Source organism: Variovorax sp. 01N429 (assembly GCF_056399425.1).
This window is the reverse complement of the sequence record NZ_JBFTRG010000005.1, coordinates 31,260-44,755: the sequence shown is the minus strand read 5'-3', so window position 1 is coordinate 44,755 and position 13,496 is coordinate 31,260. Positions and strand designations below refer to the sequence as shown.

Here is a 13,496-nt window from a genome sequence, read left to right as displayed (position 1 = left end):
TTCCGCCCCATGACCTTCCTGGACAAGCTGCGCGCTGCCGAGCGCCAAAACGGCTCGCTGCTGTGCGTCGGCCTCGACCCCGAACCGACGAAATTCCCCGCCCATCTGAAGGGCGACGCCAGCAAGATCTACGACTTCTGCGCGCGCATCGTCGATGCCACAGCCGATCTCGTCATTGCCTTCAAGCCGCAGATCGCATATTTCGCAGCCCACCGGGCCGAAGTGCAGCTTGAACGGCTCATGGAGCACATGCGCCGCAATGCGCCCCACGTGCCCACGATCCTCGACGCCAAGCGCGGCGATATCGGCTCGACGGCCGAGCAGTACGCGCGGGAGGCCTTCGAACGCTATGGCGCCGATGCCGTCACGCTGTCGCCCTTCATGGGCTTCGATTCCGTCGAGCCCTATTTGCGGCATCAGGGCAAGGGGGCCTTCCTGCTGTGCCGCACCAGCAATCCCGGCGGTGCCGACCTGCAGGGCCAGCGTCTGGCGGGAATCACGGGCGAGCCGTTCCTGTACGAGCATGTTGCGCGTCTGGCGCAGGGTCCGTGGAACCTGAACGGGCAGCTCGGCTTGGTGGTCGGGGCGACCTATCCGGCGGAAATCGAGCGCGTACGGGTACTTGCGCCGACGGTGCCGTTGCTGATTCCAGGCGTCGGAGCCCAGGGTGGGGATGCGGTCGCGACGGTTCGGGCCGGGTGGCGAGCCGATGCGCCGATCGTCGTCAATTCGTCTCGCGCTATCTGCTACGCCTCGGCTGGCGACGACTTCGCCGAAGCGGCCCGAAGGGAAGCGAACCGGACGCGTGACGGGCTCGAAGCTGCCAAAGCCTGAGCGACATTCCGCGTCACCCTGCAGGCATCGATGACGCGAATCTGACGAAAAAGTCACAATTCTTCACATTCGCGCGGGTTTGATGCGGGACTGATTAGTCCTTAACGACTCACTTTCCGTGCTTTGAGTCGGCCCAGTTACCGGCACGGCATTTGCCTCACGAGATCGGCGCCGGAGCGCCGAGGAGTGAGGAATCCCATGGTGGAAGACATTGCAAGCGGTCGCGCCGTGCCGACCGACGAATCGACGTGCGCGCGCGAAACGCCCGTACACGCACAACCATCGCGCGCCTTCCGACCGGAAGTGCCAGAGCGCCCTGTACCGCTTGTCGCCGCACTCTCTGCGGCTGCGGCACTCGCGGCTTGCGGAGGCGGCGGGGGAGGCGGCGGCGGGGCCGGCGCCTTTTCGGTGCAAGGTGGCAGCGGCAGCGCGACCGTGCAGGCAGGCTCGCTGACAGGCCTGGGCGCCACACCCACCGCGCAAAGCTATGTCTATACGCAAGCCAGGAGCGACGAAGAGGCCGCTCGCTTTCTCCTGCAATCGCAGTTCTCGGCCTCGGATGCGGATATCGCGGCCGTGCGGAACAGGGGTTACCTGCCGTGGCTCGGCGAACAGGTCGACCGGGCGCCGACGCAGACCGGCTGGGACTGGCTGTCGAGCAAGACCTACGGCACCGTCAACGCCGACGACATGATCTGGAACCAGCTCATCACCGCGCCTGATGGTTTTCGCAAGCGAATGGCGCTGGCGTTCACGGAAATTTTCGTCGTGTCGCTATTGGATATTGGTTCCAACTGGACCGATCACATGATGGCGCAGTACTGGGACACGCTCGTGAAGGGCGTGACCGGCAACTTCCGGCAACTGCTCGAAGACGTGACGCTCAACCCGGCGATGGGCTACTACCTCAATACCAAGGGCAACCAGAAGGAAAACGCCCAGGGACGCCAGCCGGACGAGAACTACGCCCGCGAGGTCATGCAGCTGATGACCATCGGCCTCTACCAACTCAACGCCGACGGCACCGTCAAGACCGGTGCCGATGGCGCGCCCCTCGACACCTACACACTCGACGACGTCACGAACCTGGCGCGTGTCTTCACGGGCTATGACGTCGACGTCCGCACGGAGGAGAAAAACGGATCCGCAGGTGCCGTCGTCCGGACGAGCGGCAGCGTCGAGAGCAATGCGTGGACGAAGCGGCCGATGGCGCTGACAGCCTCGAAGCATTCCACGCTCGAAGCCAAGTTCCTCGGCGCCACGGTGCCGGCCGGAACGGATGGCAAGGCCGCGCTCAAGATCGCGCTCGACACGCTGTTCAATCACCCGAACGTCGGCCCATTCATCGGCAAGCAGTTGATCCAGCGGCTCGTCACCAGCAACCCGAGCTCGGCTTACGTCAAGCGCATTGCGGATGTCTTTGCAGACAACGGAAGTGGCGTGCGCGGGGACATGAAGAGCGTGTGTGCCGCGGTGGTGCTCGACAACGAAGCGCGCAGCCCGGCCGGCTTGACCGACCCGAACTTTGGACGCTTGCGCGAGCCCATGCTGCGCTTCGTGCAATGGGCGCGGACCTTCGGCGCCGACTCGGCGACCGGCAACTGGAAGATCGGTGACCTCTCGCGGTCGGACACGCAGCTCGGGCAGAGCCCGTTGCGTTCGCCTTCGGTCTTCAACTACTTCAGACCTGGCTACGTGCCGCCTTCGACCGCGATCGCGAGCGCGAAGATGGTCGCGCCGGAATTCCAGTTGGTCAACGAGACAAGCGTCGGCGGCTACATCAACTACATGCAGGGCGCGCTCCAGAGGACGGCCAAGGACGTCAACGCCACCTATGCGAATGAACTCGCGCTGGTGCTCGATCCGGCCGCGCTGGTGAAGCGACTGAACCTGCTGCTCACGGGCAACCAGCTTTCAGCGGCGACGGTCGCGCTGATCGTCGGGGCCCTCGCCACACCGGCCGTGACGGCATCCAGCGCTGACGGCGTCAAGCTCAATCGCGTGTATGCCGCCGTGCTCCTGGTGCTGGCAGCGCCTTCGTACCTCATCCAGAAATAAGGGACTGCGCGATGTACCTGATCGATCCTGCCGCCCATACCCGGCGCGCGTTTCTTCGCCGCTCCGGCCAGCTTGCCATGGCGGGCACTGCGTTGCCCTTTGCGCTCAATCTCGCGGCAATGGGCGAAGCCGCCGCGCAGGCCGCTTCCTCCGACGACTACAAGGCGCTGGTGTGCGTCTTCCTCTTTGGCGGCAACGACTATGCGAACACCGTCGTCACCTACGACGACCCCAGCTACAACGCCTACAGCACCATTCGTGTGCCGCAGGCCGCCAATGGGATCGCCATTGCGAAGGCCGCTCTCGACCCGACGCTGCTCACGCCGACGACTGCGTTGGCCGACGGACGCCAATACGCGCTGCATCCGTCGATGGGGCAACTGGCCGGCCTCTTCAACAACGAGGGCAAAGTGGCGGTGCAACTCAACGTCGGTCCGCTCGTGGTCCCGCTCACGCGCGCCCAGTACAACAACAGCAACAAGAAGCTCTATCCGCAGCCGCCCAAACTCTTCTCGCACAACGACCAGCAGTCGATCTGGCAGTCCTCTTCACCCGAAGGCTCGACGGTAGGCTGGGGCGGCAATCTCGGTGACCTCGCGCTGTCGCAGAACACGACCTCGTTGTTCACCTGCATGTCCGTCGCGGGCAATGCGGTGTTTCTCTCGGGCGACACCGCCCTGCAATACCAGGTCAGCACGAACGGCGCCGTCGGCATCGGCAGCGTGAAGAGCAACACGGTCTTCGGATCGGCCTCGGTCAAGTCCGCCATGGCGCAACTCGTGCAGGAGGCGCGCACCCACGCGCTGGAGAACGAATACAACCGCGTGACCCGGCGCGCGGTGGAAGCCGAAACGGCTGTGACGGCGGCCATTGCCCCGGCCACCTTCACGAACGACACCTTCGCGGGACTGACCACCGGGCTCGCGAACCAGCTCAAGATGGTCTCGCGTGTCATTCGCGGGCGTGCCGCGCTCGGCGTGAAGCGGCAGGTTTTCTTCGTGTCCATGGGTGGGTTCGATCTGCACGACAACCTGATCGCCAACCAGCCAGGCCTGATGAAGCAGCTCAGCGATGCGCTGGTTGCGTTCTATCGCCAGATGGAAGCGCTGGGCGTCGGGGACAAGGTCACGGCTTTCACGGCGTCGGATTTCGGCCGCACGCTGGCGAGCAATGGCGATGGCTCCGATCACGGCTGGGGTAGCCATCACTTCGTCGTCGGCGGCGCGGTCAAGGGCAAGCAGTTCTATGGCATGCCGCAGGTGGTGAGCATCAACAACGACCCGAAGCTCGCCGGCTACGAAGGGCACGTGGGGCAGGGGCGGCTGATTCCCACGACCTCGGTCGATCAGTACGGTGCAACGTTGGCCAGGTGGTTCGGCGTGCCGGACATCGATCTGCCAGGCATCCTGCCGAACCTGAAGAACTTCGGCGGCAACTTCAACGGCCTCGAGTATCCGAAGAACCTGGGCTTCATGGGCTGAGACGACTGGAGTAATCTCCTGGCCCGATGAAGGCAAGGAGCCACGATTGACTCAGTTACTTCCACTTCTTGGCATCGCCGGCGCTTTGGCGGTCGGCGTGGTGAGCCCGGGGCCCAGCTTCGTGATGGTCGCGCGCACGGCCGTGTCGCTTTCGCGCTCGCAAGGCGTGGCGGCGGCATTCGGAATGGGGCTGGGCGGGGCCTGCTTTGCGCTTGCTGCATTGGCCGGGCTGCAGGCGTTGCTGCTGGCCGTGCCGACGCTCTATGTCGTCCTCAAGGCCGCGGGCGGACTTTATCTTGCTTATCTCGGCGTGCGGATCTGGCTCGGCGCGAGCCAACCTTTGTCGATGGGTTCATCAGTGCGGGGTGCGGGTGGAGCGAAGCGTCAGGCGGGCCGCGCGTTTCTGCTTGGATTGGCGACGCAGCTGAGCAATCCGAAGACGGCGATCGTCTACGCGAGCGTCTTCGCCGCATTTCTTCCGCCGACGCCTTCGCTCGGTTTCGGAGTGGGCATCGTGGCGGTGGTCTTCGCGCTTGAAACGAGCTGGTATGCGCTGGTGGCGCTGGCCCTCTCCGCGAGTGGGCCCCAGAAAACCTATCTCCGGTACAAAGCCTGGGCGGACAGGTTCGCCGGCACGGTGATGGTCTGCCTGGGCCTGCGGCTTCTGGCTACAGCCCAACGCGCCTGAAAGGACATCGATGAGCACCGATCCGTTCCCGATAGAAGGCGGCTGCACCTGCCGCGCAGTCCGCTACCGCATGGCGACTCGGCCGCTCTTCGTGAACTGCTGCCATTGCCGCTGGTGCCAGCGCGAGAGCGGCAGTGCGTTTGCAATCAACGCGCTGATCGAACGCGACCGCTTGCAGTTGCTGCAAGGCGACCTCGAAATGGTCGACACCCCTTCGCTGAGCGGCAAAGGCCAGAAGATCGCGCGCTGTTCGCAATGCCGGGTCGCCCTGTGGAGCCACTATGCAGGCGCGGGCGAGGCGATCGCTTTCGTTCGCGTCGGCACGCTCGATTCGCCCGACGCCCTGCCGCCAGACATCCACATCTACACGGCTTCGAAGCAGCCTTGGGTCGTGCTGCCGGCGGGCGTACCGGCGACTGCGGAGTACTACAGCGGCTCGCAGTACTGGCCGGCGGAGAGCCTGGAACGGGTCAAGGCCTTGAAGCCGAAGCGCCCAGCCGCTGCGACACCTGATCCGCGCACGCCTTGAGGGCGAGCGCGATCTCGCCGTCCCAATCCGTGTCGAAGATGGCGGACGGCCCAATGGCCGTGAGCGCCAGCGAGATGGCTCCGGTGTGATCGAAGACCGGCGCTGACATCGCGCTCACACCGGGCAGGATTTCGCCGTCCGAGCGGCTGACGCCGTGGCTGCGGACTTCGCGCAATTGCGACTCGAAATCCTGCCAGCTCGGCAGAGGTCGCGCTGGCGGCATGCCTCGCCGGGGAGCGTGCGCCGTGGCCGCGCCCTTGCGCTCGCGCCGGCGTTCGTCCTCGAGCAGTTGCTTGACGACCGCTGGATCCAGGTAGGCGCCAAACAGACGGCCCGACGCCGTGTTGGTGAGCGAGAACACCGTGCCGTGCCGCATGTTCACGTGCAGCGGCGCTGGCGATTCCGCGATCCGCACAATGGTGGCGCCCCGGTCGCCCCAGACGGCGATGGCCACAGTCTGCCCGATCTGCTGCGCCAGTTCGGCGATCAGCGGCGTGGCGACGTGAACCGGGTTCGCCTGCTGAAGGCTGATCAACCCCAGTTGCAACGCGAGCGGTCCGAGCAGATAGTGGCCGCTGACGCGATCCTGCTCGATGAGCCCCAGCCGGCCGAAACTGACCATGTAGGGATGCGCCTTGGCGGGAGACATCTCCGCTTCGCGCGCGAGGTCCTTCAGCGCCATGGGTCGTCCGTTGTGGACCAGGGCGCGAAGCAGTTGCCCGCCGACTTCGATGCTCTGGATGCCGCGTTGGCTGCGCTCGTTGTCTGTGCTCATCGCCAGTCCCTTTTGTTCGTTTCTGCGGAAGGCATTAGACATTAACTGATTGGCGATCTAAACTGCGTGCATTCGTTTACGCCGAATCAATTTACGTTAGACAAATTTTTACAAGGAGACCCGTGATGACCGAGGTCAAGAAATTCGCCAGCCAAGCCGATCTGGAAGAAAAGAAGATCACCTTCAGCCAGATCTCCGAGCACGCCTGGGCCTATACGGCCGAGGGCGATCCCAACACCGGGATCATCATCGGCGACGACTGCGTGCTGGTGGCCGATACGCAGGCCACGCCCGCCATGGCGGCCGATGTGGTCCGGCGCATCCGCGAGGTGACCGACAAGCCGATCAAGTACGTCGTGCTGACGCACTATCACGCCGTTCGTGTGCTCGGCGCCGCCGCCTACAAGCCCGAGCACATCATTGCCAGCCAGGACACGCGCGACCTCATCGTGGAGCGCGGCGAGCAAGACAAGGCGAGCGAGATCGGTCGCTTCCCCCGGCTGTTCCAGAACGTCGAAACCGTGCCGCCGGGGATGACTTGGCCGACCATCACGTTCACCGGCAAGATGACCTTGTGGCTGGGCAAGCTCGAAGTGCAGCTCATCCAGCTGGGCCGCGGCCACACGAAGGGCGACACGGTCGTCTGGCTTCCGGAGGAGCGGGCGTTGCTCAGCGGCGACCTGGTCGAGTTCGACGCCACGCCCTACGCCGGCGATGCCTACTTCCAGGACTGGCCGCAGACGCTGGACAACATCGCCGCGTTGAAGCCGAAGGCGCTCGTTCCGGGGCGCGGTGCCGCGCTGACGACCGCCGATCAAGTGGCGAAGGGCCTCGCAGGCACCCGCAGCTTCATCGCCGACGTCTACAGCAGCGTCCAGGAAGGCGTCAAAGCCGGCCGCGACCTCAACGCGGTCTACAGGGACACCTATGCCAAGCTCAAGCCCAAGTACAGCCAGTGGGTCATCTTCGACCATTGCATGCCCTTCGACGTGAGCCGTGCCTACGACGAAGCGTCGGGCCATGTCGATCCGCGCATCTGGACCGCCGAGCGCGACATCGAAATGTGGAAGGCGCTGGAAGGCTGAGCGATGCAGGGCGTCGACTATCAGTCGCTGCACTTCGACTACAGGCGCCACGCGGACCAGGACGCCGCGCCGCCCGCGCGGCATCCGGTCGTGGTGGTCGGCGCCGGCCCCGTGGGGCTCGCATTGGCAATCGATCTTGCGCAACGGCAGGTGCCGGTGGTGCTGCTCGACAACGACCACACGCTGTCCACCGGCTCGCGCGCCATCTGCTTCGCAAAGCGCACGCTCGAAATATTCGATCGGCTGGGTTGCGCCGATCGCATGGTGGCCAAAGGGGTGTCGTGGAAGGTCGGCAGGGTGTTCTTCAAGGACGAGCAGGTCTACAACTTCGACCTGCTGCCCGAAGAGGGACATGAGCGACCGGCATTCATCAACCTGCAGCAGTACTACGTCGAAGGCTATCTGTCGGAGCGCGCCGCCGAGCTGCCGCTGATCGACATCCGCTGGAGCAACAAGGTGGTCGGCGTTGCGCAGCATGCGGGCCACGCGCTGCTCACCATCGAGACGCCCGAGGGCAACTACCAGCTCGGTGCCGACTATGTGGCGGCTTGCGATGGCTCGCGATCCAGCCTGCGGCAACTGCTTGGACAGGAGGCCAAGGGCCGCGTCTTCCGGGACCGCTTCCTGATCGCCGATGTGAACATGGACGCGGGGCTTCCGACCGAGCGGCGCTTCTGGTTCGATCCGCCTTTTCATCCCGGCCAAAGCGTGCTGCTTCACAAGCAGGCCGACAACATGTGGCGTGTCGACTTCCAGCTTGGCTGGGACGCCGATCCGGTGGAAGAGCGCAAGCACGAAAACATCATCCCGCGCGTGCGCGCATTGCTCGACAGCATCGGCCATGAGCGCGTGCAGTTCAGCATCGGATGGGCCAGCGTCTACACCTTCGCCTGCCAACGCATGGAGCGCTTTCGCCATGGCCGCGTGCTGTTCGCTGGCGACTCGGCGCATGGCGTGTCGCCCTTCGGCGCGCGCGGTGCGAACTCGGGCGTGCAGGACGCGGACAACCTCGCGTGGAAGCTGGCTGCCGTCATCAGGCGCGAAGCACCCGACGCGCTGCTCGACAGCTATGCGAGCGAGCGCGAATACGCGGCCGACGAGAACATCCGCCACTCGACACGCGCCACCGACTTCATCACGCCGAAGAGCGAAGTCAGCAGGCTGTTTCGCGACGCCGTGCTCGAACTTTCCAAGCGCCATGCCTTCGCACGGGCGCTGGTCAACAGCGGGCGTCTCTCGGTCCCGAGCACGCTGAGCGAGTCGCCGTTGAACACGCCCGACGAGGATGCTTTCGACGGCCGGATGGCGCCTGGTGCGCCCGCCGCCGATGCGCCGATCGTTCGGCCCGATGGCTCCAGCGGATGGTTGCTGCGCGAGCTGTGTCCCGCTTCATCCGCGGGCGCTGCGTGCTTCACCGCGGTGGTTTTCGGCCAAGGCGAGGAGGCCGAACGCAGTCTGCAAGCAGTGGCAGAGGCCGACGTGCCGCTGCACGTGGTGCGGGTCAGCGCGACGGGCGAAGGCGAAGTCGCGGCCCGCCGCTATGACGCGCGTTCCGGCACTGTTTACCTGCTGCGTCCCGACCAGCACGTGTGCGCGCGCTGGCGCCATCCCACATCCCACGTCGTGCGTTCCGCGCGCGATCGTGCCCTGGCAAAGGCATAGAAGACGATGGAACTCATCACCACCCCAAACCTCGACGCGCCCGACGATTTCTACGAGGCGCTGATCGAAGCACACCAAGGCTTGTCGACCGAAGAAAGCCACGCTCTGAATGCCCGGCTCGTGCTTGTGCTCGCCAATCACATCGGCTCGATGCCGGTGCTTCGCCAAGCCCTTGAGGCCGCTTCGAGCGCCGCTGAGACTCCCAAAGGAGAAAGGACACCATGACCGACGCATCCGCCGGCGAGCGCCGCTATCAAAGCGGCTTCGGCAACGAATACGCGACCGAAGCCGTCGCAGGCGCCTTGCCCCAAGGCCGCAACAGCCCGCAGCGCGCGCCCTTCGACCTGTATCCCGAGCTGATTTCCGGCACGGCCTTCACCGCGCCGCGCCACGAAAACAGGCGCACGTGGATGTACCGGCGCCAGCCCTCCGTGGTGTCCGGACGCTACAAGCCCTACGCGCAGGCGCAATGGAAGACCGGTGCCGATCGTGAGATGCTCCTGCCGCCCGAGCCGCTGCGCTGGGCGCCGATCCCGATGGACAACGCCAACGTCGACTTCGTCGATGGCGTCCATACGATCGCCGCCAACGGCGATGCCGAAGCGCAGACCGGCGTCGCCGCGCACGTGTACATCGCGAACCGCTCCATGGAGCGCCGCGCCTTCGTCAACGCCGACGGTGAAATGCTTTTCGTGCCGCAGCAGGGTCGTCTTGAAATCACCACCGAGATGGGCGTGCTCGACGTCAAGGCCGGCGAGATTGCGCTGGTGCCGCGAGGCGTGGTCTTCAAGGTCGGCCTGCCCGATTCGGAATCTGGCGCAGGACCTTCCCGCGGCTACGTTTGCGAGAACTACGGCGCGCAATTCCGCTTGCCCGAGCTGGGCCCGATCGGTTCGAACGGCCTTGCCAATGCGCGCGACTTCCAGGCGCCCGTCGCCGCCTTCGAGGAAGCGAGCACGGGCTACGAGCTCGTCAAGAAGGCGGGCGGCCGCTTCTGGTCGGCGCCGACAAGGCAATCGCCCTTCAACGTCGTCGCCTGGCACGGCAACCTTTCGCCCGTGAAATACGACACGGCGCATTTCATGACGATCGGCTCGATCAGCTTCGACCATCCGGATCCTTCGATCTTCACAGTGTTGACTTCGCCGAGCGACACGCCCGGGACCGCCAACTGCGACTTCGTGATCTTTCCGCCGCGCTGGCTCGTCATGGAAGACACCTTCCGTCCACCCTGGTACCACCGCAATCTCATGAGTGAATTCATGGGGCTGGTCTATGGGCAGTACGACGCCAAGCCGGGCGGCTTCAAGCCTGGTGGTGCGAGCCTGCACAACTGCATGGTTCCGCACGGCCCCGACGAAGAAGCTTTCGAGAAGGCGAGCCGCAGCGAGCTCAAGCCGCAGAAGCTCGACAACACGCTCGCCTTCATGTTCGAGAGCCGCTATCGCTTCATCCCCACCGAATTCGCGATGAAGAGCCCGGCGCTCGACAACGACTACGCCGACTGCTGGGCCGGCCTCAAGGATCAATTCACCCCATGACCTACGCCATCAACACCACACACGATCCGAAGCTGCGCAGTTGGGTGTCATCGGCCAACGAAGCCGGCTGCGACTTTCCGATCCAGAACCTGCCCTTCGGACGCTTTCGGCCTGATGGCAGCAGCGAGGGATTTCGCATCGGGATCGCCATCGGCGACCAGGTGCTTGATCTCAAGGCCGCCGGACTCATCGATACGGATGACATGAACGTGCTGCTGGGGCAAGGCGCAGCGGAACGCCAGGCGCTGCGCAGCGCCATCTCCGAAGGGCTGCGCGAAGGCAGCCCGAAGCAGGCCGCCTGGAGTAAGGCCCTATCGGCGCAATCGTCCGTCGAGATGACCGTGCCCTGCCGCATTGGCGACTACACCGATTTCTACACGGGCATTCATCACGCAACCACCGTCGGCAAGCTGTTCCGCCCCGACCAGCCTCTGATGCCCAACTACAAGTGGGTGCCGATCGGCTACCACGGCCGGGCCTCGTCCATTGGCGTGAGCGGCCAGCGGTTCAAGCGCCCGCAGGGGCAGACCAAGGCGCCCGATGCCCAGGCGCCGAGCTTCGGCCCATCGAAGCGGCTCGACTACGAGTTGGAGCTCGGGTTCGTCGTTGGCCGCGGCAATGCCTTGGGCGAGCCCATCGCCATCGCTGATGCCGAGCAGCATCTCTTCGGGGTGACGCTGCTCAACGACTGGTCAGCGCGCGATCTGCAGGCTTGGGAATATCAGCCGCTCGGCCCTTTCCTGGCAAAGAATTTTGCGACGACCGTATCGCCGTGGATCGTCAGCATGGAGGCGCTCGCGCCTTTCCGTGCGAAGTTTGCGCGCCCTGAAGGAGATCCGCAGCCGTTGGCCTATCTCGATGCACCTGCCAATCGCGAAAGCGGCGCGCTCGACATCACGCTCGAGGTGTGGCTGCAGACCGCGAGGATGCGCGACGCGGGCGAATCGGCTGTGCGGCTCACGCGTGGCAACACCACGGAAGCTGCCTATTGGACCGCTGCGCAACTCGTCACGCACCACACGGTGAACGGCTGCAATCTGCAGCCTGGTGATCTGCTTGGATCAGGCACGTTGTCGGGGCCGAATCCGGATGAGGCGGGCTCTCTGTTGGAACTCACCCTGGGTGGCAAGCAGCCGATCACCCTGCCCAATGGCGAACGCCGCGCCTTCCTCGAGGATGGCGACACGCTGAGCCTGCGCGGCTATTGCGAGCGCGCAGGCGCGGTGCGCATCGGGCTGGGTGAGGTGAGTGGGACGGTGGTCGCTATAGGCTGATTGCGACAAGATCAAGCGGTCAGCGGCGCCTAAGTACCGGCAGCCGCCCGCGACGCTTCAAGATGCGCCCGCGCCCGCTCGGCCAGCGCCATTTCGCCCGGCGTGCCTGGCGCGAACGCATCGACCGGCAGCGGACGGCCGTGCGAATCGACCGAAACGAAGACGATCAGGCACTCGGTGGTCTTCTGCATCTCGCCGCCCTTCATGTCGCCGCTGCGCACTTCGACCGAGATGTTCATGCTGCTGTTGCCGGTGTAGGCCAGGCGGGCCTCTACCTCCACCAGGTCGCCAATCATGATCGGGCGGTGGAAGCGAATGCTGCCGAGGAACACGGTCACGCAATAGCGCTTGGACCAGCTCGTCGCGCACGCATACCCGGCTTCGTCGATCCACTTCATGACAGTGCCGCCGTGAACCTTGCCACCGAAGTTGACGGCGCTGGGCTCGGCCAGAAATCGCAGGGTGATGGACGACATGTATTCCTGGGCGATGAGTTGATCGATGAAACGCCCTCGCGGATTATGCGAGCGCCGGGGCGGAGTCGGCACCAAAGAGTTGCGCCAGCGTGCGGCGCAGCCAGGCATTGCCGGCGTCGGCGTGAAATCGTTCGTGCCAGTGCTGTTTGACGGCGTAGGTCGAAAGTGCAAAGGGCGGATCCATCATCTTCACAGGCTCCTGGGTCACGAGGACTTCGCCCAGGATGCGCGGCACGATCACGATCAGCTCGGTGTGCGCCACGATGCGCGCCACGCTCAGGAAGCTCGACAAGCGCACCACGACGTTGCGCGTGAGGCCCAGTCGCGCAATGGTCTTGTCGATGATGGCGTGGCCGGTGCCCGAGGACGAGATCACCGCGTGGGCCTCACCCTCGAAGCGCTTGAGCGTGAGTCGCGCGCCGATGCGAGGATGGTCCCGCGCCACCAGGCAGACGAAGTTCTGCGCAAAGAGCGTCTGCTGATAAAAGCCCGCGTCGAGTTGCGGCATGAAGCCCACCGCGAGATCGACTTCGCCGTCTTCCAGGCGGCGCCCGCTGTCGGTCGAGATGATTTCGGTTTCGATGTGCACGCCAGGGGCTGAGCGCCGCAGATGGTCCAGAAGCCGGGGCAGCAACACCACCTCGCTGATGTCCGTCATGCAGATGCGAAAGGTGCGCTGCGCCTCGCCCGGATCGAAGCCGCCGCGGCTGCCGCGCGCCTGGTCGAGTTGGGAGAGCACTTCGCGCACATGAATGCACAGCCGCTGTGCATAGGGCGTGGGTTGCATGCCCTGCGCAGTGCGCGCGAACAACCGGTCATCGAAGTGCGCGCGCAGCTTGTTCAGCATGGTGCTGGCTGCGGCCTGCGCCATGCCCAGGCGGTCCGCGGCCTTGGAGACGCTGCCGGTCTTGTAGATCTCGTCGAACACGGCGAGCCATTCGAGATCGAGTTTGGACATGAGGGCCTCCGGAATGCTCAGAACTTCAGAACGGCCATTATCTGAAAACGCAATTGTGGGTATCGAGTTGTCCATCTTGAACAAATAGTAGGTGCGACCAACAATCGCATTCGGGCTTCGATCGCCAGGAGACAA

The 13,496-nt window shown here is 64.8% G+C and carries 13 protein-coding genes; 10 read left to right on the top strand and 3 right to left on the bottom strand.

The features are described 5' to 3' along the window. Positions 1-9: 9 nt before the first annotated feature. From pyrF to AC1DSF_RS10685, 5 genes are all read left to right on the top strand, one after another. On the top strand, positions 10-834 hold the full coding sequence (pyrF, locus tag AC1DSF_RS10705) for an orotidine-5'-phosphate decarboxylase (RefSeq protein ID WP_478127420.1): 825 nt from the start codon (positions 10-12) through the stop codon (positions 832-834). 198 nt (positions 835-1,032) lie between these two features. Next, positions 1,033-2,892, top strand: coding sequence for a DUF1800 domain-containing protein (locus AC1DSF_RS10700; protein WP_478127419.1), 1,860 nt, complete (start codon positions 1,033-1,035; stop codon positions 2,890-2,892). Between the two features lie 11 nt (positions 2,893-2,903). Beyond that, complete coding sequence (locus tag AC1DSF_RS10695) at positions 2,904-4,373, top strand: DUF1501 domain-containing protein (RefSeq protein WP_478127418.1); 1,470 nt, start codon at positions 2,904-2,906, stop codon at positions 4,371-4,373. A gap of 46 nt (positions 4,374-4,419) precedes the next feature. Continuing rightward, entirely contained in the window at positions 4,420-5,061 is a 642-nt protein-coding gene (locus tag AC1DSF_RS10690; RefSeq protein ID WP_478127417.1) for a LysE family translocator, read from the top strand. A 10-nt stretch (positions 5,062-5,071) separates the two neighbouring features. Further along, on the top strand, positions 5,072-5,590 hold the full coding sequence (locus AC1DSF_RS10685) for a GFA family protein (RefSeq protein ID WP_478127416.1): 519 nt from the start codon (positions 5,072-5,074) through the stop codon (positions 5,588-5,590). On the opposite strand, the gene AC1DSF_RS10680 is transcribed toward AC1DSF_RS10685, so the two are convergent. Continuing rightward, positions 5,532-6,365: an IclR family transcriptional regulator gene (locus AC1DSF_RS10680; protein ID WP_478127415.1), complete on the bottom strand. Its 834-nt coding sequence runs from the start codon at positions 6,363-6,365 to the stop codon at positions 5,532-5,534. The two genes, AC1DSF_RS10685 and AC1DSF_RS10680, sit on opposite strands and share 59 nt — an antisense overlap. Before the next feature lie 125 nt (positions 6,366-6,490). Between AC1DSF_RS10680 and AC1DSF_RS10675 the strand changes: the two genes are divergently transcribed. The 5 genes from AC1DSF_RS10675 to fahA are packed head-to-tail and all read left to right on the top strand — an operon-like array spanning position 6,491 to position 11,927. Next, positions 6,491-7,450 carry an MBL fold metallo-hydrolase gene (locus AC1DSF_RS10675; protein WP_478127414.1) on the top strand — a complete coding sequence of 320 codons (960 nt, stop codon included), beginning with the start codon at positions 6,491-6,493 and terminating at the stop codon, positions 7,448-7,450. A gap of 3 nt (positions 7,451-7,453) precedes the next feature. After that, positions 7,454-9,112, top strand: a complete 1,659-nt coding sequence (locus AC1DSF_RS10670) for an FAD-dependent oxidoreductase (RefSeq protein ID WP_478127413.1) — start codon at positions 7,454-7,456, stop codon at positions 9,110-9,112. Between the two features lie 6 nt (positions 9,113-9,118). Then, positions 9,119-9,337: a DUF2783 domain-containing protein gene (locus AC1DSF_RS10665; protein WP_478127412.1), complete on the top strand. Its 219-nt coding sequence runs from the start codon at positions 9,119-9,121 to the stop codon at positions 9,335-9,337. Continuing rightward, positions 9,334-10,653 carry a homogentisate 1,2-dioxygenase gene (hmgA, locus tag AC1DSF_RS10660; RefSeq protein ID WP_478127411.1) on the top strand — a complete coding sequence of 440 codons (1,320 nt, stop codon included), beginning with the start codon at positions 9,334-9,336 and terminating at the stop codon, positions 10,651-10,653. Before AC1DSF_RS10665 ends, hmgA begins: the two co-directional genes overlap by 4 nt. Further along, positions 10,650-11,927: a fumarylacetoacetase gene (fahA, locus tag AC1DSF_RS10655; RefSeq protein ID WP_478127410.1), complete on the top strand. Its 1,278-nt coding sequence runs from the start codon at positions 10,650-10,652 to the stop codon at positions 11,925-11,927. The genes hmgA and fahA overlap by 4 nt, the downstream gene beginning before the upstream one ends. Before the next feature lie 29 nt (positions 11,928-11,956). On the opposite strand, the gene AC1DSF_RS10650 is transcribed toward fahA, so the two are convergent. After that, the gene (locus tag AC1DSF_RS10650) at positions 11,957-12,403 is read right to left on the bottom strand and encodes an acyl-CoA thioesterase (RefSeq protein WP_478127409.1); all 447 of its coding nucleotides are present in this window, start codon (positions 12,401-12,403) and stop codon (positions 11,957-11,959) included. Between the two features lie 43 nt (positions 12,404-12,446). Continuing rightward, positions 12,447-13,361, bottom strand: coding sequence for a LysR family transcriptional regulator (locus AC1DSF_RS10645; RefSeq protein ID WP_478127408.1), 915 nt, complete (start codon positions 13,359-13,361; stop codon positions 12,447-12,449). Positions 13,362-13,496 lie beyond the last annotated feature (135 nt).